Origin of the sequence: Reyranella sp. (assembly GCF_004297405.1) — a bacterium.
GTDB lineage: Bacteria > Pseudomonadota > Alphaproteobacteria > Reyranellales > Reyranellaceae > Reyranella.
Map to the genome: position 1 here is coordinate 175,682 of NZ_SCVC01000046.1, position 21,250 is coordinate 196,931.

Here is a 21,250-nt window from a genome sequence, read left to right on the forward strand (position 1 = left end):
TCAGACCCGCCCTCTCAAACGCGCTCGATGATGCGCTCGCCGAACAGGCCCTGCGGCCGGAACAGCAGGAAGACCAGCGCAAGCACATAAGCGAACCAATTCTCGATGCCGCCGCCGGCGAGGTCGAAGGTCCTGACCAGGATGGGCGCCAGGAAGACTTCCGAGAGCTTCTCGCCGGCCCCGATGATCAAACCGCCGACGATGGCGCCCGGCACCGAGGTGAAGCCGCCCAGGATCAGCACCGGCAGCGCCTTGAGCGCGATCAGCGAGATCGAGAACTGCACGCCGAGCTTGGCGCCCCAGATCAGGCCGGCGGCAAGCGCCACCAGGCCCGAGACCGTCCAGACAATCAGCCAGATCGTGTTGAGCGGAATGCCGACCGACTGGGCGGCGGCATGGTCATCCGCAACGGCCCGCAGAGCACGGCCGACGCGGGTCTTCTGGAAGAAGATCGCCAGCACCACGACCAGCGCCGCGGCGATGCCCGCGGCCACGAGGTCGCCAGGATCGACCAGCAGGCCGCCCTCGAAGATGCCCTCGAACAGGAAGATCGGGTCCTTCGGCAGACCGAGATGGATCGGGTAAACGTCGCTGCCCCACAGCGTCTGGCCGAGGCCGTCGAGGAAGTAGGCAATGCCAAGCGTCGCCATGAACAGGATGATGCCCTCCTGGTTCACGAGATGGCGCAGCACCAACCGCTCGATGGCATAGGCCAGCAAACCCATGATCGCCGCCGTCGCCGCAATGGCCAGCCACATCGGCCAGGCACCCTTGCCGTAGGCATAGGCTGCCACGCTGCCGACCACCGCGCCGATCAGCGCCAGAAGCTGCAGCTTGCGCCGCTCGCCCGGACCGCCGCCACGCACGACATATTCGCGCCAGGCCCACCAGCCGATCAGGGCCAGCGCCACACCGAGCACCGCGGCGGCAGCCACGAACTGGCCGAGGAAGACCTCCTTGTTGTCGATCGCACCGGCCAGCCGCGCGATCGTGAGCGCCGCGAACAGCACCATGGCGCCTTGCGCGAAGTTGAAGACGCCGGAGGCCTTGAAGATCAGAACGAAGCCCAACGCCACCAGCGAATAGAGCACACCGGTCAGGAGGCCGCCGATCAGGGTTTCGAGGAAGGGGCCCAGCATGCTCGCTCCACTCAGTGGCTGACGCCGAGATAGGCGTCGATGACGGCCTGGTTGCTCTTGACCTCGTCGGGCACGCCATCACCGATCTTCTTGCCGTAATCGAGCACCACGACGCGGTCGGAGATGTCCATGACCACGCCCATGTCGTGTTCGATCAGGCAGATCGTCGTGCCGAACTCATCGTTCACGTCGAGGATGAAGCGACACATGTCCTGCTTCTCCTCGATGTTCATGCCGGCCATCGGTTCATCGAGCAGCAGAAGCTCAGGCTGGGCGGCAAGCGCGCGGCCAAGCTCGACCCGCTTCTGCAAGCCATAAGGAAGCCGGCCGACGGGCACTTTGCGGATGTGCTGGATCTCGAGGAAGTCGATGATTTCCTCGACCGCCTTGCGATGTTCGATCTCCTCGCGTCGCGCCGGACCAAAATGGAGTGCTTGCCAGAAAAGGCCGGTCTTCATGCGCAGGTTGCGTCCGGTCATGATGTTGTCGAGAGTCGACATGCCGCGGAACAGCGCGATGTTCTGGAAGGTGCGGGCGATGCCCTGCTCTGCCGCCTCGTGCGGCCGCATCTGACTGCGCCGCACACCCTTGTAGGTAATGGCGCCTTGTTGCGGGTGATAGAAGCCGTTGATGCAGTTCAGCATCGACGACTTGCCAGCACCGTTGGGGCCGATGATGGCGCGGATCTCGCCCTTCCGGATGTCGAAGCTGATGTCGGTCAGCGCCTTCACGCCACCGAACGACAGGCTGATATTTTCGACCGACAGCAGCACCTCGGTGAAGGAACGCGTACGCTCGGCCATCGCCGTCAACCCGCCTTCCTGAGCGCCGGATGCGGGGCAAGGTCGCGGATAGCAACATCGCCCTCGATCCGACCCTTGCGGCCGTCCTCGAACGTGACATCGACCCCGATATGCGCCGATTTGGCGGCGCTGTAGAGCGCATCGACCAGCGCCTTGTAACGCTCGCCAATGAAGCCGCGTCGCACCTTGTTGGTGCGCGTCAGCTCCCCGTCGTCGGCTTCGAGGGCCTTGTGCAGGATCAGGAAGCGGCGGATCTGCGCGCCAGCCATCCTCGGGTCGGCGGCGAGGTCACGATTCACCTGCTCGACCTCACTTTGGATCAGGTCGTAGACCTCCGGTCGTGCCGCCAGTTCTTGGTAGCTCGCATAGGCGATATTGCGCCGCTCTGCCCAATCGCCCACCGCAATCATGTCGATATTGACGAAGGCGGCGACGAAATCGCGGCCGTCGCCGAACGCCACCGCTTCGTTGATATGCGGAAAGAACTTCAGCTTGTTCTCGATGAACTTCGGCGCGAACAGCGTGCCGTCGTTCAGCTTCCCGACGTCCTTGGCGCGATCGATGATGCGCAGATGGCCGCGCTCGTCGAGATAGCCCGCGTCGCCGGTATGGACCCAGCCGTCGGCGGTCTTGGCGTCGTTGGTCGCCTCGGGATTCTTGAAATACTCCTTGAACACGCCGGGGCTGCGGTAGAGCACTTCGCCCGACTCGGCGATCCTGAGTTCGACCTTGGAAACCGGCTTGCCGACCGTGTCGGGAAAAACCTCGCCATTGGGATGGATGGTGACGAACACCGAGGCCTCGGTCTGGCCGTAGAGCTGCTTCATGTTCACGCCCAGGGCGCGATAGAAGTTGAAGATCTCCGGCCCGACGGCTTCGCCCGCGGTGTAGGCCACGCGCACGCGACTCATGCCCAGCGTGTTCTTGAGCGGGCCATAGATCATCAGATTGCCGAGCCAATAGAGCAGCCGGTCACCGATCGAGACGGGCCGGCCATCGAGCAACGCCGGACCGACCCGGCGGGCCACGCCCATAAAGAAGTGGAACAGGCGGCGTTTTAGCAGCCCTGCGTCCTCCATGCGGATCGTCACCTGGGTGATCAGATTTTCGAGCACCCGTGGTGGCGCAAAATAGTAGGTCGGTCCGATCTCGCGCAGGTCGGTCATCACGGTCGAAGCCGATTCAGGACAGTTCACGACCAGCCCGACCACATAGCCCTGCGCGTAGGAGAAAATGTGATCGCCGACCCAGGCCATCGGCAGGTAGGAGAGCAGCTCGTCACCGGCCTTCAGCCCGTCGAAGGCTGCACCGGCTTCGGCGGCCCAGACGAGATTGTCGTAGCTCAGCACCGCGCCCTTCGGCCGGCCGGTCGTGCCCGAGGTGTAGAGCATGATGGCATCATCGCTGCCCTTGCCCTTGGCAACCTCGGCCGAAACCATATCGGGCGCAGCGGCGAGGCGCTTCTCGCCACGTGCCTGCACCTCGGCGTAGGAGAGCAGGCCCTCGTAGTGCCGCATGCCACGCGGATCGACGTAGAAGATCGTCTCCAGCGACGGCACTTTCTTCTGGATCTCGAGGAGCTTGTCGACCTGCTCCTGGTTCTCGGCCAGCGCGTAACGCGCGCCGGCATGCTCGACGACGTAGGCGAGTTCGTCGGCAACTGAATCCTGGTAGACCGGCACCGGCACGCCGCCCAGCGACTGCGCCGCGCACATCGACCAATAGAGCCTCGGCCGGTTGTCGCCGACCACGATCAACCGGTCGTCGCGTCGAAAACCGAGATCGGCGAGGCCGGCGGCGAGCAGGCGCATCTCGGCCGCGACATGCGCCCAGTCATGGGTCTGCCAGATGCCGTATTCCTTCTCCCGGTAAGCCGGCCGGTCACCCCGCGTCCGGGCAAGCTCCGCCAACAGCTTGGGAAACGTGTCCCGAGCCTGGGTTCCGGCAATGGCGCCGTCGTCGGTCATTCCCACAGCACTCCCGCGGCCTGCCGTTCGTCTCGTTGTGCGGCAGTTCCGTCAGGCAGATAGCCACAGGCAATTCGCACCGGTCAAGCCAAGCAGAGCCTCAAGGTGAACCTGGCGCCGCCACCGGGGCGGTCATCGACCGAAATGCTGCCGTCGTGGGCGGCGGCCACCCGCGCCACGATGGCGAGGCCCAGCCCACGGCTGTCAGCCTTGGTCCGATCCCTGCGCCAGAAACGCGAAAAGATCGACTGTCGCTCTGCCACCGGCACGCCAGGGCCGTCGTCCAGCACGCGCACCGTGCCGTCGGCCGCGACATCGACCTCGATCGAACCGCCCCGGGGCGTATGTCGAATGGCGTTTTCGACGAGATTGCGCACCGCCCGGAACAGCGCCTCGGCATGACCGCGCACCCACACTGGCTCCCCGACGCCGGTCAGCGCGATCGTCTTGTCACTGCTCACGGCGAGCGGCGCCATGAAGCCCACGGCGTCAGCGCAAACGGCGTGAACGTCGGCCTTGGAGTCGGCGCGAACGACAAAGGCCTCGAGCTCGGCGATGTCGAGCACCTGGTTCACAGTACGCGTCATGTTGACGATGTCGGTCTGCAGCGAGTGCCTGAGCGGTCCAGCATCCATCGTGTCAACGCGCGCCCGCATGATGGCAAGGGGGGTGCGCAGCTCGTGCGCCATGTCGGCAGTGAACTCGCGCTGCACCCGGAAGCCGGCCTCGAGCCGCTCCAGAGCCTGATTGACGGCATGGACCAGCGGCACGACCTCGGCTGGCATGGAAGCTTCGGGCAGGCGGATGTCGGTGCTGGTCGGCCCGATCGCGGCCGCCGTGGTCGAGGCCCGGCGCACCGGATCGAGGGCGCGACGGAAGATCACGATGTCGATCAAGAGCAGCAGCAGCAGGATCGGGAAGGTGATCCAGGCGACGCGCGGAATAAACGAAGTGACGATATCGTCGATGATGACGTCGCGATGCGTGAGGTCCTGGCCAACCTGGATCCAGTACAGGCGATCGCCGACGGCGCGCGGAACGCTGACACCGAACAATACTGCGCCACCGTGCCGCCGTCGGTTGAACCATTCGCTCGACGACGGATCGATCGAAGCAAAAAGTGGCTGGCCGTCGTCCCGCGAGGAGAACAGCACCTTGCCCTTGGAATCGAGGACCGCATAGGAATAGAGCGCATACTCGCCGGAGTAGAGGGGCAGCGCCTCGGTCGGAATATCGAACTCGACGCTGCCTGTTGGCGTCGGCCGGAGGAAACTGCCAATGGTAAGCGCCTGGCTGCGCAACGCATCGCGATGGAGATTGTTGGCGGCCTGATTCAGAAGCCAGTAGAGCGCCAGCGGCATCAGGATCGAGGTGATGGCGACCGCGACGACATGGAGTGCGACGACGCGGGAGATGATCGAGCGGAAGCGACTCACCCGGCCTTTTCCTCGGCAAGCAGATAGCCGACGCCGCGCACCGTGTGGACCTTCACCGTGGCGCCGCAATCCGCCAACATCTTGCGCAGCCGATGGACGTAGACCTCGACCGCATTGGACCCGACATCGCCCGACAGGCCGAAGAGCTGATCCTCGAACAGGCGCTTGGGCGCCACGTTGCCACCGCGCCGCAAGAGGATCTCCAACACCGCCGTCTCGCGCGCCGGGAAGGACCGCACGGTGCCATCGACCAGGACTTGCCGCCCTTCGGTATCGAGTGACACGTTGCCGAAGGTGAGACGGCGGCCAAGCATGTTGCCGGGGCGGCGCAGCAGCGCCTGCAGCCGCGCCACCAACTCCTCCATGGCAAAGGGCTTTGCGAGATAATCGTCGGCGCCGGCCCTAAGTCCGTTGACCCGGTCGGAAACGCCGTCGCGTGCCGTCAGCACAAGGACTGGTGTCGAATCGCCGCGGCCACGCAGGCCACGCAACAGGGAAAGCCCGTCTTCGTCGGGCAAGCCGAGATCGAGCACGACCGCGGCATAGCGCATCGCGGCGAGCGCATGGACGGCATCTCCGGCGTTGTCGACAGAATCAGCAGAGAACCCGCTGCGCCCCAGCCCTTTGACCAGCAGCGTAACGAGTTCGGCATTGTCCTCGACGAGAAGGACCCTCATCGCACGTCCTCCCGGAACGCAATTGCATCGAGCCGACCTTAGCACGCCGGTTTGCCGGTGGCGCTCTGCCCTCGTTGGCAACCGTCAGGTGCACGTAATGTGCACTGGTTACGGTCGCCTCATGACCTCTCCGGCCGACCTTTCCCTGACTGCCCGCCTGCGCCACCACCGACTGTGGTTCGCGGGCGCCAGCGTCGTTGCCCTGTCGCTGGCCGCGGTCTGGACGGTCGACACGCAGCCCAGCAACGCCCTGATGCGGCCCGTCATCATCGTCGAGGCCGATGGCACGTTCCGGCCGAGCGACACGCAATGGTCCGGTCTCCGCTTCGAGACGGTGAAGCCGGTGGCTTTCCGGGAGGAGCGTGCGACCGACGGCAAGATCGGCATCAACGAGGACACCACGACGCCGGTCTTCTCGCCCTACTCCGGCCGCGTCACGCGCTTGATCGCCAAGCCCGGCGATCATGTCGAACGCGGCGCACCACTCTTCGCCATCGAGGCGAGCGAATTCGTGCAAGGACAGAACGATCTCGTGACTGCCGTCGCCGGCGTCGAGAAGGCGCGTTCGAAGCTTGTCCTCGCGCAGACTGCCGAGAAGCGGCAGAAGGAACTGCTGTCGATCCGCGGCGGCGCGCTGAAGGACCTCGAACAGGCTCAGTCCGACCTCGTCGCCGCGCAAGGCGATCTCAGGTCAGCCGATATCGCGCTGGCCGCCGTGCGCAACCGGCTGCGCATCCTCGGCCGCTCCGACACCGAGATCGAGCAGCTCGAAAAGGTCGACCGCATTGGTGCCGAGACCATCGTGTCCGCCCCGATCGACGGCACCGTGATCCAGCGCAAGATCGGCCTCGGCCAATACATCAATGCCGGTGCGACCGATCCGGTGTTCAACATCGGCGACCTCTCGAAAGTCTGGCTGATCGCCAATGTCCGCGAATCCGATGCCCCTCGGATGAAAGTCGGCGCACCGGTCGAGGTTTCCGTACTCGCCTATCCGGGCCGGACCTTCGACGCGAAGCTGAGCTACGTCGCGCCGGCACTCGATCCCAACACACGCCGCCTTCCGGTGCGCGCCGAGATCACCAATGCAGGTCGCGAGCTGATGCCCGAGATGTTCGCGAGCTTCCGCATCGTCACCGGCGCGCCGCAGACCATGCCGGCCGTGCCACAGGAGGCCATCGTCTACGAAGGCGCCAATGCCCGCGTCTGGGTCGCTCGCTCCGGCGACAAATCCATCGTCTCCCGCCCCATCGAGGTCGGCACAACCTCCAACGGCCTCGTCGAAGTGCGCAAGGGCCTGCAGCCCGGCGAGACCGTGGTGACGAGCGGCACGCTATTCATCGATCGCGCAGCCAAGCGCGACTGACGGCCTGCCGGGCCCCGCCGGCCCCGGCGCTCTCCAGCACGGCGATCGTTCCATGCAGTCCCTCATCGCCGCCGCTCTCAGGCAACGCATTCTGGTTGTCATCCTGAGCGGAGTCCTCGCGGTCGCCGGCCTGTTTGCCTATGCGCGGCTGAACATCGAAGCCTATCCCGACCCCGTGCCGCCGCTGGTCGACATCATCACGCAGAATCCTGGCCAGTCATCGGAGGAGATCGAGCGCTACATCACGATCCCGATCGAGATCCAGATGGCGGGCCTGCCCTATGTCCAGGCGATCCGCACCGTCTCCCTGTTCGGCCTCAGCGACGTCAAGGTGCAGTTCACCTACGACGTGACCTACCAGCAGGCCTCGCAGATGGTGATCAACCGCCTGTCGCAGCTCGGCCCGCTGCCCAACGGCGCGCAGCCCATATTGTCGCCGACCAGTCCGATCGGCGAAGTCTTCCGTTATCGCTTGGTTGGCCCGCCCGGCTATTCGTCGGCCGATCTCAAAACGGTGCAGGACTGGATCCTGCAGCGCCGCTTCAAGGCGATACCGGGCGTAACCGATGTCACCGGCTGGGGCGGCAAGACCAAGACCTACGACATCACCGTCGATCTCGACCGGTTGATGGCCTACGGGCTCACCCTGAAACAGGTGCTCGACGGACTGAACAACGCCAACATCAATGTCGGCGCCAACACCGTGAATATCGGCTCGCAGTCGGCGATCGTGCGCAGCGTCGGCCAGATCCGGTCGATGGACGATATCCGCAACACCATGCTGACGGTGCGCGACGGTGCACCGGTGTTGGTTTCCGATGTGGCCACCGTCACGGTGGGCAACCAGCCACGGCTCGGCATCGCCGGCCAAAACGACGACAACGACATCGTCCAGGGCATCGTGTTGATGCGGCGTGGCGCGGAGACCATGCCGACGCTGACTGGCGTGCTGGAAGAGGTCGGCAAGATCAACAACGGCAATATCCTGCCGCCGGGCGTCCGCATCGAGCGGATCTACGACCGCAGCGCCCTGGTCGAGGTCACCACCCATACCGTGCTGCACAACATGGTGATGGGCGTGGTGCTGATCTTCCTGATCCAGTGGCTGTTCCTCGGCGACCTGCGCAGCGCTCTGATCGTCTCGGCCACCATTCCCTTCGCCCTGCTCTTCGCCGTGGTCATCCTGGTGCTCAGCGGCGAGTCAGCCAATCTTCTTTCCATGGGTGCGATCGACTTCGGCATCATCGTCGATGCCACGGTCATCATGGTCGAGAACATCTTCCGTCACCTCGCCCAAGCGAGCCACGGACCGGCGGTAAACTACCGACGCCCCACGCCGGCCGGCCTCACCGGCAAGCTCGCGACGATCTTTCACGCTTCGACCGAAGTCACGCAGGCGATCTTCTTCTCCGCCACCATCATCATCGCGGGCTTCCTGCCCCTCTTCACCCTGTCGGGGGTCGAAGGCCACATCTTCGGGCCGATGGCACGGACCTATGCCTATGCGCTGCTGGGCGGCCTGATCGCCACCTTCACGGTCTCGCCTGCCCTCGCCGCACTCCTGCTGCCAGACAAGGTCGCCCACGCCGAGACGCGCGCCATGCGTCTGCTGAGCCGCGGATACGCGAGACTGCGCGATGTCGTCCTGGCCAGCCGCCGCGTTACGCTGGCAGCCGGCCTCGGCGCCGGTGCGCTCGCTGTAATGGCGGGCAGCACGATCGGACTCGAGTTCCTGCCCAAGCTCGAAGAGGGCAACATGTGGATCCGCGCCGTCATGCCGGCATCGATCTCGCTCGAAGCCGGCAATGACTACGCCAACCGCATGCGTAAGCTCATCAAGAGCTTCCCCGAGGCGGAAACCGTCATCTCGCAGCATGGCCGCCCCGACGACGGCACCGATTCGACCGGCTTCTTCAATGCCGAGTTCTTCGTGCCGCTGAAGCGTCTCGACCGCTGGCGCAAGGGTGTCGACAAGGAAGCCCTGATTGCTGAGATCAGTGACGTCCTACAGAAGGCTTTCCCCGGCGTCGAGTTCACCTTCTCCCAGTACATCCAGGACAACGTCCAGGAAGCCGCTTCCGGCGTGAAGGGCGAGAATTCGGTCAAGGTCTCGGGCAACGACCTCGAGACGCTGGCCAGGCTCGGAACTGAGATCAAGAAAGTGCTGGCGACGGTGCCGGGCATCACCGACCTCGCCGTGTCGGCCTCGCTCGGCCAGCCAACGATCCGCATCGATATCGACCGCACCCGCGCCGCGCGCTACGGCCTCGCCCCCGGCGACATCAATGCCACCGTGCAGGCCGCCATCGGCGGCCAGGCCGCGGGCGATGTCTATGAAGGCGGCAGCGACCGGCACTTTCCCATGGTCGTTCGCCTGGCGCCGAAATACCGGGAAAATCTCGAAGCAATCAAACGTATCCAGATCGGCGCTCAGATCGGCAATGGTGTGACCCAGGTGCCGCTCAGCGAGGTCGCCACCGTCGATCTCGTCTCGGGCGCCTACTACATCTACCGCGAACAGCAGGAACGCTACGTCCCGGTGAAGTTCAGCGTTCGTGGCCGCGACCTTGGCAGCGCCATCCTCGAAGCACAGCAGAAAGTGGCCGAGCAGGTGAAGATCCCCGGCGGCTATCGCATCGAATGGGTCGGCGAGTTCGGCAACCTCAAGAACGCCTTGCAGCGGCTGGCCGTCGCTGTGCCGATCGCCATCGGCCTGATCGGCTTGCTGCTCTACATGAGCTTCGGCTCGTTCCGCGACACGCTGCTCGCGGCCAGCGCGATCCCCATGGCGCTGATCGGCGGCGTCCTCGGCCTGTTCGTGGTCGGCATGCCGTTCAGCATCTCCGCCGCCATCGGCTTCGTGGCACTGTTCGGCATCGCCGCGATGAACGGCATCATGGTGCTGTCGTGTTTCAACCGGTTGATCGATGCCGGGCGCGAGCGCGAAGCAGCGCTGCGCGAGACCTGCAGCGTGCAGTTGCGGCCCGTGCTGATGACGTGCGCCGCGGCGGCCGTCGGCCTGCTGCCTGCCGCCTTCTCGACGGCGATCGGCAGCCAGGTTCAGCGCCCGCTGGCGACCGTCGTGGTTGGCGGCACGCTGCTGGCGCCCTTGCTCTTCCTCACGGTGTTGCCGGCGGCCATCGGCTTGTTCTCGCGCCGCCGATTGTTGGCAACCGACACGCCACCCACTCCTCGCGCATCCGTCGCGGAGGCATCATGATGCGACACTCTCTCTTCAAGGCATTGCCGGCGCTGGCCGCAACGGCTGCATTGACGGCCTGCTCGGTTGGCCCGGATTTCCTCGCGCCCGAAGGGCCGAAGACCCAGACTTACCTGCCCGACCAGAAGATGGATCTCATCGCCGCCGGCATTCCAGGCGGCGAGGCGCAACGCATCGTGCAGAGCATGGACATTCCCGGCCAGTGGTGGGGTGTCTTCCAGTCGCCGCAGCTCAACAGTCTGATCGAACGGTCGTTGACGGCTAACCCTGACATCCGCGCCGCCGCCGCTTCTCTCAAGGTCGCGCAACTGAATGCCCGCGCCCAGCGTGCGACGCTGTTCCCGACGATCTCCGCGGGTTTTGCCGGATCCCAGAACCAGACGGCGACCATTCTTCAAACGCCGCTCGCGGACCAGTCCATGACGATCTTCGGCCTTTTCACCGCCGGATTGCAGATCACCTACGCGCTCGACATCTGGGGCGGTAATCGCCGTCAGATCGAATCGCTCGATGCGCTGGCTGAAGCGCAATGCTTCCAGCTTGAAGGCGCCTATCTGTCGCTCGCGTCCAACGTCGTTGCTGCCGCCATCGTCGAGGCGGCGCTACGCGCCCAAGTCGAGTCGACCAAGCGAATCATCGCGGCCCAACGCGAGACACTCGGCATCCTGACGCAGCAATCCGGGCTCGGCGCCATTCCCGGCGCGGACGTTGCCACCCAGCAGGCCGCTATGGCGCAATCCGAAGCGACGCTGCCACCTTTGCAGAAGGCGTTGGCGCAGCAGCGCAACCTGCTGGCCAATCTCACCGGCCGGCTGCCGAGCAATCCTGTCGCCGAACGTTTCGAGCTCAGCGATCTCAAGCTGCCTGGCGAGTTGCCGCTCAGCCTGCCGTCCAAACTGGTCGAGCAACGCCCTGACGTGCGTGCCGCCGAAGCCAATCTGCACTCCGCCAGTGCCTTGGTCGGTGTGGCGATCGCCAACCAGCTCCCGCAGATCACCTTGAGTGCAGGCGTCACTGCCAACTCTATCAGTCTCGACTCGTTGTTCGGCTCGGGCCTCGCCGGAACGGTGGCCGGTTTCAACGTCGCGCAGACTGTGCTCGATGGCGGCGCGCTCTACGCCAAGAAGAAGGGCGCCCAGGCCGCACTGGAGCAGGCCGATGCGCAATACCAGTCGACCGTGCTTGCCGCCTTTCGCAACGTCGCCGACACGCTGAACGCTCTCGAATACGACGCCATAACTCTCAAGGCTGCCGTCGAGGCCGAACGCGCAGCCGCCACCAGCCTCAACATCGCCCGCAAGCGTCTGGAGCTCGGCGACACGACTTATGTCTTCGTGCTGATCGCCGAACTCACCTATCAGCAGGCGATCCTGACGCGCATCCAGGCGCAGGCGGCGCGTCTCACCAACACGGCGGCGCTGTTCCAGTCGCTGGGTGGCGGCTGGTGGAACCGCGATGCCGCTCTTGCGGCCAGTGGACGCTCGACGTGTCGGCCACCGTCAGCAACGCCGCTGCAAGCGGCAGCTTCATCTGCACGCCGATAGCGGAGACCCTGCATAGCGTCTTCTCTCGACGGCGTGTCCCGGCTACATCTTAGGTGTGAGCCTCGACGACCAACTGATCGATCTCGGTGACCGCCGCCTGCGTGTGCGTCGCCTGTCGCCCACCCAGGATGATGGGCTGGAACGCACTACGCTCGTCTTTCTGCACGAAGGGCTGGGCTGCATCGAGATGTGGCGCGACTTCCCGCAGAAACTCTGCGACGCCACGCGCTGCCACGGCATCGTCTACGACCGCACCAGCTATGGTCAGTCGAGCCCCTGGCCGTCCGATCCGGGCCTTCGCTATATGGAGATCGAGGCTGACGACGTAATGCCGCGTCTGCTGGCAGCGCTGGCCATCGATGACTGCGTCCTGGTGGGCCACAGCGATGGCGGCACGATCGCCTTGAACTATGCCGCCCGCGATCCCGAGCCCTTGCGTGCCGTCGTGACCCTGGCTGCCCACGCGATCAACGAACCGGTCTGTGTCGCGGCAATCCAGAAAGCCCGCGAGGCCTTCGCGTCGGGTGACCTGCGCCAACGGCTGACCAAATATCACGGCGACAATGTCGACCGTGCCTTCCATCTCTGGTCCGACGCCTGGGTGGCGCCGGGCTTCGCGCCGATGGATGCCAACGGCCGGCTGCCCGGCGTGCTGGTGCCGCTGCAGGCGATCCAGGGCGAAGACGACGAGTACGGCAGCGAGTTGCAGCTCGGCATCATCGCCGGCAAGGTCGGCGGTTATTGCGAAACGAGGCTGGTCGCCGACTGCGGACACAGCCCGCACCTGCAGCAACCCGCCTACGTTCTCTCCGAAATCGCCCGCTTCATCGCGCCCTTGGCGCTGGCGGGCTAACGCCTAGAGCCGCTTCAACTCGCTGGAGGCGGCCCAGTTCATCTCCGACACCGTCGGGCAACGCGCCTGGGCGAGCTGGAACTGCTCGCGGGCCTTCTGCTTGTCGCCGCGGCGTACCGCATCCATGCCGATGAAGAAGGCAGCCGGGCATTTGCCGTTGCTCCGCTTGGCGGCTTCGTCGGACTCGGCAGCGACTTCGAGTTCGCCCGACGTGCCCTTGCCCAGAAGGAAGCGCACGATCGGGCCGGGCCATTCGTTCAGGCTCTCGGCGCCGATTTCCTTCGCCAGCGCCGTGCGGGCATCGCGCCGCGCGCGGACCTGGGCAGCGTAGCGCCAGAGAAGCGGCGTTATCTTCGACTTGAAGGTCGGGCGACCCTCCAGCGACGCGTTGAAGTCGTCGGCGGCCTGCGTGTAGTTGCCGAGATTGAAGTTGGCGTGGCCGCGGAAGAACGCCGCCGAACGGCGCTCACCCTCGGTCTTCGCGCTGGCCAGGGCGAGGTCGAGCAGGCCAAGTGCGCGCGGGAAGTCGGCGATCTGCATGTAGACCTGAGCCTGGGCGATCATCAGCGAGGGATCGCCGGGCTTGCGCGCCAGCGCGCTGTCGAGAATGCGTAACGCGGCGGCGCGGTCTCCGCCGCCAGCCAGGCTCGGCATGGCCAGCGACATCACGACCTGCCAATCGGAAGGCAGGACCCTTCCCATCTCGGCAATGTCCTTCTGGCTGTCGGCTTCCCGGCCCAGTCGGCTGAGCTGGAATGCACGGATGCTGAGATACATCGAACGGTCCAGCGCCGAGAGCTGCGAGGCCGACAGGATCTTGTTCAGCGAGTCGAGCGTGGCGTTGCGGCTGGTGTCCGCCCCCGAAGAACCACCAGAGGGACCGCCCAGCGAGAAGTCCCGCGAAGAGGGGTCCCACGACTCGACAGCATTGCGCTGCGCCACGGCCTCGCCGGACAAGGCAAGGGTGGCGGCAAAAAGCCCAAACAACTGCACCAATCGACGTTGCATGGCACCAATCTGACACAAGGGCCGACGAGCCGCATCCGCCGATTGCCTGGGCCTCGTCATGCCCCTATTTTGCCATCCGTCCGCACAAAACCGATCTTCCAGGAGTACGACATGGCCGCCGCCCATCCCAACAGCTTCAAGGCCCGAAAGACGCTGAAGGTCGGTAGCCGGAGCTACACCTATTTCAGCCTCAAGGCGGTCGAGAAGGAAGTCGGCGATCTCTCCCGCCTGCCCTTCTCCTTGCGCGTCCTGATGGAAAACCTGCTGCGCCACGAAGATGGCACGACGGTTAAGAAGAATGACATCGCTGCATTCGCAGGCTGGCTGAAGAATGGTGGCAAGTCGACGAAGGAAATCAATTTCCGCCCCGCCCGCGTCCTGATGCAGGACTTCACCGGCGTGCCGGCCGTGGTCGATCTCGCCGCCATGCGCGATGCCATGGGCAAGCTGGGTGGCGACGCCAAGAAGATCAATCCGCTGGTGCCGGTCGATCTCGTGATCGACCACTCGGTGATCGTCGACAATTTCGGCAACAGCTCGGCCTTCGGCGCCAATGTGAAGCTCGAATATGAGCGCAACCTGGAGCGCTACCAGTTCCTGCGCTGGGGTGCGATGGCGTTCGACAACTTCCGCGTCGTGCCGCCGGGCACCGGCATCTGCCACCAGGTGAACCTCGAATACCTGGCGCAGGTCGTGTGGACCAAGAAGGAAGGCAAGGAAACGATCGCCTATCCCGACACGCTGGTCGGCACCGACAGCCACACCACCATGGTGAACGGCCTCGCCGTGCTGGGCTGGGGCGTCGGCGGCATCGAGGCCGAAGCCGCCATGCTCGGCCAGGCGCAGCCGATGGTCATTCCCGATGTCGTGGGCTTCAAGCTCACCGGCAAGCTGAAGGAAGGCGCGACGGCGACCGACCTCGTGCTCACCGTCACGCAGATGCTGCGCAAGAAGGGCGTGGTCAACAAGTTCGTCGAATTCTACGGTGAGGGCCTCGAAGACCTGCCGCTCGCCAACCGCGCCACCATCGCCAACATGGCGCCTGAGTATGGCGCGACCTGCGGCTTCTTCCCGGTCGACGAGATCACCCTCGGCTACCTCAAGACGACCAACCGCGGCCAGGCTGCCAAGCTCGTCGAGGCCTATGCCAAGAAGCAGGGCCTGTGGCGCTCCAAGAAGTCGCCGGAGCCGATCTTCACCGACACGCTGTCGCTCGACCTCGGCGACGTCGTGCCGAGCCTCGCCGGTCCGAAGCGTCCGCAGGACCGCGTGGCGCTCACGGATGCCGCGTCGCAGTTCGTCGCCAACATGGAGAAGGAATTCGACCGCAAGGACGACGGCAAGCGCATTAAGTGCGAGGGCACCGACTACGACCTCGGCCACGGCGACGTGGTGATCGCGGCCATCACCTCCTGCACCAACACGTCGAACCCCTACGTCATGCTGGGCGCCGGCCTGATCGCCCGCAACGCGGTCAAGCATGGCCTCAAGGTCAAGCCGTGGGTCAAGACTTCGCTGGCCCCGGGCTCGCAGGTCGTCACCGAATACCTCGACGCGTCGGGCCTGACGAAGGACCTGAACAAGATCGGCTACAACCTCGTGGGCTACGGCTGCACGAGCTGCATCGGCAACTCCGGCCCGCTGCCCGATCCGGTCACCAAGGCGATCGGTGACGGCGACCTGGTGGTCAGCTCGGTGCTGTCGGGTAACCGCAACTTCGAGGGCCGCGTCAATCCGTTGACCCGCGCCAATTACCTCGCCTCGCCGATGCTGGTGGTGATCTACGCGCTGGCCGGTTCGATGAAGATCGACATCACCAAGGACCCGATCGGCATCGGCAAGGGCGGCAAGCCGGTCTACCTCAAGGACCTCTGGCCCTCGAACATGGAAGTGTCCAAGGCCGTCGACAAGTTCGTCACGGCCAAGGCCTTCAAGAAGCGCTATGCCGACGTCTTCAAGGGCGACAAGTTCTGGCGCAGCATCAAGACCAAGCCGAGCCTGACCTATTCGTGGGACGATAAGTCGACCTACGTGCGCAACCCGCCCTATTTCGAGGGCATGGGCAAGACGCCGTCCGCGCTCGCCAACATCACGGGTGCCCGCCCGCTCGGCCAGTTCGGCGATTCGATCACGACCGACCACATCTCGCCGGCCGGCTCGATCAAGAAGGACAGCCCCGCTGGCAAGTACCTGATGGAACACAAGGTCGATCCGAAGGACTTCAACCAGTACGGCACGCGTCGCGGCAACCACGAGGTGATGATGCGCGGCACCTTCGCCAACATCCGTCTCAAAAACGAGATGGTGCCGGGCATCGAAGGTGGCTTCACGCATCACTTCACGACCGACCAGCCCGAGCCGATCTACGACGTGGCGATGCGCTACAAGAAGGAGCACACGCCTCAGGTCCTGATCGCCGGCAAGGAATACGGCACCGGCAGCTCGCGCGACTGGGCGGCCAAGGGCGTCAACCTGCTGGGCGTGAAGGCTGTGGTCTGCGAGACCTTCGAGCGTATCCATCGCTCGAACCTGGTCGGCATGGGCGTGCTGCCGCTGCAGTTCAAGGACGGCATGACACGCAAGACGCTGAACCTGACGGGCCGCGAGACCTTCGACGTTAATGGCATCGACGGCGAGCTCAGGCCCGGCATGGACGTGCCGCTCACTATCCACCGCCCGGACGGCGCTTCGGAGACGGTGACGCTCACCTGCCGCATCGATACCGCTGAAGAGGTCGGCTACTTCAAGAACGGCGGCGTGCTGCACTACGTGCTGCGTAACCTCGCCCAAGCGGCCTGACGCCGGAGGGAACGGAAGCCATGGCACCAGCTTCTCAGCGAGGGGGGCTGGGCGACCACACCGTCGCCATGGCTCGCAACAACATCTGGGCGAACCACCGTCTGCTCAGCGCTTGCAAGGCGCTGTCGCAGGCGGAGTTCGCCGCCCCGCGCACGAGCTTCTTTCCCACGCTGCGCGCCACGCTGAACCACATTCTCTGGGTCGACACCTATTACATCGACGCCCTCGAGCGCGATCCGACGGTGCTGAAGCGCTACAACGATCCGCCGCCCGACTTTCCCGACGCTGCCTCGCTCCATACGGCCCAGATCGCAAGCGACCGCCGTCTGCTCGCCTTCTGCGAACGCCAGAGCGAGACGAGCCTCCTCGAAGGTCTGGTGCTGCCACGGCCCAACCGCACGCCACCACCGTCGAGCGTGCTGTCGATCCTCGAACATCTCTTCCAGCATCAGACACATCATCGCGGGCAGGCCCATGCGATGCTGGCCGGCACCACAGTAAAGCCCCCGCAGCTCGACGAGTTCTTTCTCGCCGGCGAGCAGCATCTTCGCCGCGACGAGCTGCTGGCCCTCGGACTCGAACCGAGCTGATGCGACCACGTCCCTCATTCGCCGGTGCCGCGATCGAGGTGAGCGACCTCGGACGCTCCGTTGCATTCCATCGCCTGTGGTTGCCGATGCTGGGCTTCCGTCGCGTCTGGGCGCATCCCGATCGCGTGATGTGGTCGCGTGGTTACGACCATTTCGTGATGCGCCAGGCCAAGGACGGCGTGTCTTATGGGCCAGGCGCGCTGTGGCTTGCCGTCTCGGCCGAGAGCCGCGCCCAGGTCGATCAGGTGTTCGCCGAGCTACGCGACGCCGGCGCCGAGATTCTTCAGCCGCCCAAGGAACTCGAGTATTTCGCCCCCGGCTACTACTCCGTGGGCTTTCGCGATCCCGACGGCGTCCCGATCGAGGTCGTGCATCGTTGGGATGAGCTGCCCGACGTCGCCGACGCCGAACAGGTGCGCGTGCCCGGCCATGGCGTCACCTTGGGAGGTTACTTCTTCAAGCCGCAGGCAGGACAGCCGCCCTATCCCGCACTGATCCTGCTGCACGGCTTCGCAGGCCATGCCCACAATCTGGTCGGTCTGGCGCGGCGCGCTTCGGCCAATGGCTATGCCACGCTTGCGCTCTCGCTCCGCGGCTGGCTGGGTTCGGAGGGCGAAAGCGATCAAGGGTTGCGTCAACCGCTCGACGTCCTGGCCGCCATCGACTGGCTCGCCAAGCGACCCTCAGTCGACCGAGACCGCATCGGCCTGGTCGGCGCCTCGATGGGCGGTCAGGTGGCGCTGCTGACGGCGGCGCACAAGCCGCCGATCAAGGCGGTCGCCTCCTACTTCGCACCGACCGATCTCGCGCGCTGGCGCGCGGCAAATCCCTTCATCAAGGATTACCTCGACGATCTGTGCGGGCCCGAAGGGCTGCCGGTTCGCTCACCGATATTCCGCGTTGCGCAGATCGATATTCCCGTCCTCTTGATCCACGGCGACAGCGACGAGAACGTACCTGTCGACCAAACGACGACCATGGCGGAGGCGTTGCGAAATCACGGCAAGGATGTCGAAGCCTTCGTCATTCCCGGCGCGACGCACTATTTTAACGACAAGGAGTATGGCATTGCCCTTCGCACCTTGTTCGACTTCATGCGTCGTCACCTGACTCGGAGCTAACTGTCCATGCGCGTGTCCGAAGCCATCAATTCCCGCCGCTCGATGCGGGTCTTCAAGTCCGAGCCTGTCGTCAAGGCGGACGTCGAATGGATCGTCACCAACGCCAACCGCGCGGCGTCGAACGGCAACCTGCAGCCGTGGAAGCTCTACGTCACCATGGGTAAGGCGCGGCAGCGCCTGTCGACCGCGATCCTGAAAGCGATGGACGAGGGCGACCATGGGCCCGGCGGCGAGTACGACGTCTACCCCAAGGAATTCACGCCGGTCTACGACACGCGCCGCAAGCTTGTCGGCAAGCAGCTCTACACACTCCTCGGCGTGCCGCGCGGTGACGCTGCCGGCATGATGAAGCAGTTTCGCAAGAACTATGAATTTTTCGATGCACCGGTCGGAATGATTCTCTGCGTCGAAAAGCGCATGGGCGGCGGCCAGTGGATCGACTGTGGTATCTTCCTCGACCAGCTCATGTTGCTGGCGCGCGAGAAGGGGCTGCACACCTGCCCGCAGGCGGCGTTCAGCCGCTATCAGCATGTCGTGCGGCGCGAGCTCGAGATTCCCGAGGACCAGATCGTCATCTGCGGCCTGGCGCTGGGCCATGCCGATCCTGATGTGGTCCCCAACAGCCTGATCACCGAACGGGCGCCGATCCAGGACTTCACGACCTGGTTCACCGAGTAACACCTTCGTCGCAGGCGCGGCCAAAGTCGAATTGCCGAGCGTGATCACGGCGCGCTAGAACGCAGGTAATTCACGGCTTAAGCCTAGCGATACGGGAGGAATACCATGGCCGATGAGGTGATCGCCGTCAGCTCCGATTGGGCCAAGCGCGCCTATGTCGACGAAGCGAAGTACAAGGCGATGTACGAAGCGTCGGTCAAGGATCCCGCTGGATTCTGGGGCGAGCAGGGCAAGCGTATCGACTGGATCAAGCCGTACAGCCCCGGCGCCGTGCGCGACGTCGACTATACCGGCGATGTCCGTATCCGCTGGTATCATGATGGCGTGCTGAATGTGTCGGCCAACTGTGTCGATCGCCATCTGCCCGCGCGCGCCGACCAGACGGCGATCATCTGGGAAGGCGACGACCCGTCGAAGTCGAAGAAGATCACCTATCGCGAGCTGCACGCCGAAGTGTGCCGCATGGCCAACGCGCTGAAGGAACTCGGCGTCAAGAAGGGCGATCGGGTCACGATCTACCTGCCGATGATCCCCGAAGCGGCCTACGCCATGCTCGCCTGCACGCGCATCGGCGCCGTCCATTCGGTCGTGTTCGGCGGCTTCTCACCCGACAGCCTCGCCAACCGCATCATCGATTGCGAGAGCAACATCGTCATCACCGCCGACGAAGGCCTGCGTGGCGGCAAACCTGTGCCGCTCAAGGCCAACACCGACGAAGCGCTGACGAAATGCCCGGGCGTGAAGAAGGTGCTGGTGGTGAAGCACACCGGCGGCAAGATCGGCTGGGATGCCGGCCGTGACGTCTGGTGGCACGAGATCGCCACCAAAGTGCCGGCCGAGTGCGCGCCCGAGCCGATGAACGCGGAGGATCCGCTCTTCATCCTCTACACCTCGGGTTCGACGGGCAAACCCAAGGGCGTGCTGCACACGACCGGCGGCTACATCGTCTTCACCGCGATGACGCACCAGTACGTGTTCGATTATCACGACGGTGACATCTACTGGTGCACCGCCGACGTGGGCTGGGTCACCGGCCACAGCTACATCGTCTATGGACCGCTCGCCAACGGCGCCACGACCCTGATGTTCGAGGGTGTGCCCAACTATCCCGACTCCAGCCGCTTCTGGCAGGTGATCGACAAGCATCAGGTCAACATCTTCTACACGGCCCCCACCGCGATCCGCGCCCTGATGCGCGAAGGCGAGGCGCCGGTGAAGAAGGCGACACGCAAGAGCCTGCGCCTGCTTGGTTCGGTTGGCGAGCCGATCAATCCCGAAGCCTGGCTGTGGTACCACCGTGTGGTCGGCGATGGGCGTTGCCCGATCGTCGATACCTGGTGGCAGACCGAGACCGGCGGCATTCTGATCACGCCGCTGCCTGGCGCCATCGCGCTCAAGCCCGGCTCGGCCACCAAACCGTTCTTCGGCGTACAGCCAGTAATGGTCGATGCCGATGGCAAGGAGCTGCAAGGCGCGGCGACCGGCAATCTCTGCCTGATCAATTCCTGGCCCGGCCAGATGCGCACGGTCTACGGCGACCATCAGCGTTTCATCGACACCTACTTCAAGACCTACCCCGGCAAGTACTTCACAGGTGACGGCGCCCGCCGCGACGCGGACGGCTACTACTGGATCACCGGCCGCGTCGACGACGTGATCAATGTCTCGGGCCATCGCATCGGCACAGCCGAGGTCGAGAGCGCGCTGGTCGGCAACACCAAGGTGGCCGAGGCCGCCGTGGTTGGCTTCCCGCACGACATCAAGGGTCAGGGCATCTACGCCTACGTCACCCTGAAGGCCGGCGAGCAGTCCTCCGAGGAACTGCGCAAGGAGCTGGTCGCTTGGGTGCGCAAGGAGATCGGCCCGATCGCCACACCCGACGTGATCCAGTGGGCCCCCGGCTTGCCCAAGACGCGCTCAGGCAAGATCATGCGCCGCATCCTGCGCAAGATCGCCGAGAACGATTTCAGTAATCTCGGCGATACGTCGACTTTGGCCGATCCGATGGTCGTCGACGATCTGGTGAAGAACCGAGGGAAGTAAGGAGTC

General features: G+C 64.7%; 15 protein-coding genes. 9 read left to right on the plus strand and 6 right to left on the minus strand.

Annotated elements, in window-relative coordinates:
* Window positions 1–14: 14 nt before the first annotated feature.
* The 5 genes from EPO50_RS29425 to EPO50_RS29445 all read right to left on the minus strand — a co-directional run bounded on the left by EPO50_RS29425 (window position 15) and on the right by EPO50_RS29445 (window position 6,022).
* Window positions 15–1,139 carry a branched-chain amino acid ABC transporter permease gene (locus EPO50_RS29425; RefSeq protein ID WP_296350289.1) on the minus strand — a complete coding sequence of 375 codons (1,125 nt, stop codon included), beginning with the start codon at window positions 1,137–1,139 and terminating at the stop codon, window positions 15–17.
* 11 nt (window positions 1,140–1,150) lie between these two features.
* Window positions 1,151–1,942, minus strand: coding sequence for an ABC transporter ATP-binding protein (locus EPO50_RS29430; RefSeq protein ID WP_296350291.1), 792 nt, complete (start codon window positions 1,940–1,942; stop codon window positions 1,151–1,153).
* Window positions 1,943–1,947: 5 nt separating this feature from the next.
* Complete coding sequence (locus tag EPO50_RS29435; protein ID WP_296350293.1) at window positions 1,948–3,909, minus strand: AMP-binding protein; 1,962 nt, start codon at window positions 3,907–3,909, stop codon at window positions 1,948–1,950.
* Between the two features lie 83 nt (window positions 3,910–3,992).
* Window positions 3,993–5,345 (minus strand): ATP-binding protein, encoded by a 1,353-nt coding sequence (locus tag EPO50_RS29440; protein WP_296350295.1) that lies wholly within the window; start codon window positions 5,343–5,345, stop codon window positions 3,993–3,995.
* Complete coding sequence (locus tag EPO50_RS29445; RefSeq protein ID WP_296350297.1) at window positions 5,342–6,022, minus strand: response regulator transcription factor; 681 nt, start codon at window positions 6,020–6,022, stop codon at window positions 5,342–5,344. Before EPO50_RS29445 ends, EPO50_RS29440 begins: the two co-directional genes overlap by 4 nt.
* A 121-nt stretch (window positions 6,023–6,143) precedes the next feature.
* Between EPO50_RS29445 and EPO50_RS29450 the strand changes: the two genes are divergently transcribed.
* Genes EPO50_RS29450 through EPO50_RS29465 form a run of 4 tightly spaced genes read left to right on the plus strand, consistent with a single transcriptional unit; the run spans window position 6,144 to window position 13,005 of the window.
* Window positions 6,144–7,388, plus strand: a complete 1,245-nt coding sequence (locus EPO50_RS29450) for an efflux RND transporter periplasmic adaptor subunit (RefSeq protein ID WP_296350299.1) — start codon at window positions 6,144–6,146, stop codon at window positions 7,386–7,388.
* Window positions 7,389–7,440: 52 nt separating this feature from the next.
* On the plus strand, window positions 7,441–10,608 hold the full coding sequence (locus EPO50_RS29455) for a CusA/CzcA family heavy metal efflux RND transporter (RefSeq protein ID WP_296350300.1): 3,168 nt from the start codon (window positions 7,441–7,443) through the stop codon (window positions 10,606–10,608).
* On the plus strand, window positions 10,605–12,152 hold the full coding sequence (locus tag EPO50_RS29460) for an efflux transporter outer membrane subunit (protein WP_296350302.1): 1,548 nt from the start codon (window positions 10,605–10,607) through the stop codon (window positions 12,150–12,152). The genes EPO50_RS29455 and EPO50_RS29460 overlap by 4 nt, the downstream gene beginning before the upstream one ends.
* 55 nt (window positions 12,153–12,207) lie before the next feature.
* Window positions 12,208–13,005, plus strand: coding sequence for an alpha/beta hydrolase (locus EPO50_RS29465; RefSeq protein ID WP_296350304.1), 798 nt, complete (start codon window positions 12,208–12,210; stop codon window positions 13,003–13,005).
* A 3-nt stretch (window positions 13,006–13,008) separates the two neighbouring features.
* On the opposite strand, the gene EPO50_RS29470 is transcribed toward EPO50_RS29465, so the two are convergent.
* Window positions 13,009–14,013, minus strand: coding sequence for a tetratricopeptide repeat protein (locus EPO50_RS29470; RefSeq protein ID WP_296350305.1), 1,005 nt, complete (start codon window positions 14,011–14,013; stop codon window positions 13,009–13,011).
* 111 nt (window positions 14,014–14,124) lie between these two features.
* On the opposite strand from EPO50_RS29470, the gene acnA reads away from it, so the two are divergent.
* From acnA to acs, 5 genes are all read left to right on the plus strand, one after another.
* Complete coding sequence (gene acnA, locus EPO50_RS29475) at window positions 14,125–16,812, plus strand: aconitate hydratase AcnA (RefSeq protein ID WP_296350307.1); 2,688 nt, start codon at window positions 14,125–14,127, stop codon at window positions 16,810–16,812.
* Between the two features lie 20 nt (window positions 16,813–16,832).
* The gene (locus EPO50_RS29480; RefSeq protein ID WP_296350309.1) at window positions 16,833–17,402 is read left to right on the plus strand and encodes a DinB family protein; all 570 of its coding nucleotides are present in this window, start codon (window positions 16,833–16,835) and stop codon (window positions 17,400–17,402) included.
* On the plus strand, window positions 17,402–18,523 hold the full coding sequence (locus EPO50_RS29485) for an alpha/beta fold hydrolase (RefSeq protein WP_296350311.1): 1,122 nt from the start codon (window positions 17,402–17,404) through the stop codon (window positions 18,521–18,523). Before EPO50_RS29480 ends, EPO50_RS29485 begins: the two co-directional genes overlap by 1 nt.
* A gap of 6 nt (window positions 18,524–18,529) precedes the next feature.
* A complete protein-coding gene (locus EPO50_RS29490; protein ID WP_296350313.1) occupies window positions 18,530–19,201 on the plus strand; it encodes a nitroreductase in 672 nt (223 codons plus the stop codon).
* A 105-nt stretch (window positions 19,202–19,306) separates the two neighbouring features.
* The gene (gene acs / locus EPO50_RS29495) at window positions 19,307–21,244 is read left to right on the plus strand and encodes an acetate--CoA ligase (RefSeq protein ID WP_296350314.1); all 1,938 of its coding nucleotides are present in this window, start codon (window positions 19,307–19,309) and stop codon (window positions 21,242–21,244) included.
* Window positions 21,245–21,250: the final 6 nt, after the last annotated feature.

Bases quoted from the DNA above. Each gene is read 5' to 3' on its own strand.
- EPO50_RS29490 (WP_296350313.1), top strand. From the start codon at position 18,530: ATGCGCGTGTCCGAAGCCATCAATTCCCGCCGCTCGATGCGGGTCTTC.
- EPO50_RS29450 (WP_296350299.1), top strand. From the start codon at position 6,144: ATGACCTCTCCGGCCGACCTTTCCCTGACTGCCCGCCTGCGCCACCAC.
- EPO50_RS29470 (WP_296350305.1), bottom strand. From the start codon at position 14,013: ATGCAACGTCGATTGGTGCAGTTGTTTGGGCTTTTTGCCGCCACCCTT.
- EPO50_RS29425 (WP_296350289.1), bottom strand. From the start codon at position 1,139: ATGCTGGGCCCCTTCCTCGAAACCCTGATCGGCGGCCTCCTGACCGGT.
- EPO50_RS29435 (WP_296350293.1), bottom strand. From the start codon at position 3,909: ATGACCGACGACGGCGCCATTGCCGGAACCCAGGCTCGGGACACGTTT.
- EPO50_RS29480 (WP_296350309.1), top strand. From the start codon at position 16,833: ATGGCACCAGCTTCTCAGCGAGGGGGGCTGGGCGACCACACCGTCGCC.
- EPO50_RS29455 (WP_296350300.1), top strand. From the start codon at position 7,441: ATGCAGTCCCTCATCGCCGCCGCTCTCAGGCAACGCATTCTGGTTGTC.
- acs (WP_296350314.1), top strand. From the start codon at position 19,307: ATGGCCGATGAGGTGATCGCCGTCAGCTCCGATTGGGCCAAGCGCGCC.
- acnA (WP_296350307.1), top strand. From the start codon at position 14,125: ATGGCCGCCGCCCATCCCAACAGCTTCAAGGCCCGAAAGACGCTGAAG.
- EPO50_RS29460 (WP_296350302.1), top strand. From the start codon at position 10,605: ATGATGCGACACTCTCTCTTCAAGGCATTGCCGGCGCTGGCCGCAACG.
- EPO50_RS29445 (WP_296350297.1), bottom strand. From the start codon at position 6,022: ATGAGGGTCCTTCTCGTCGAGGACAATGCCGAACTCGTTACGCTGCTG.
- EPO50_RS29430 (WP_296350291.1), bottom strand. From the start codon at position 1,942: ATGGCCGAGCGTACGCGTTCCTTCACCGAGGTGCTGCTGTCGGTCGAA.
- EPO50_RS29485 (WP_296350311.1), top strand. From the start codon at position 17,402: ATGCGACCACGTCCCTCATTCGCCGGTGCCGCGATCGAGGTGAGCGAC.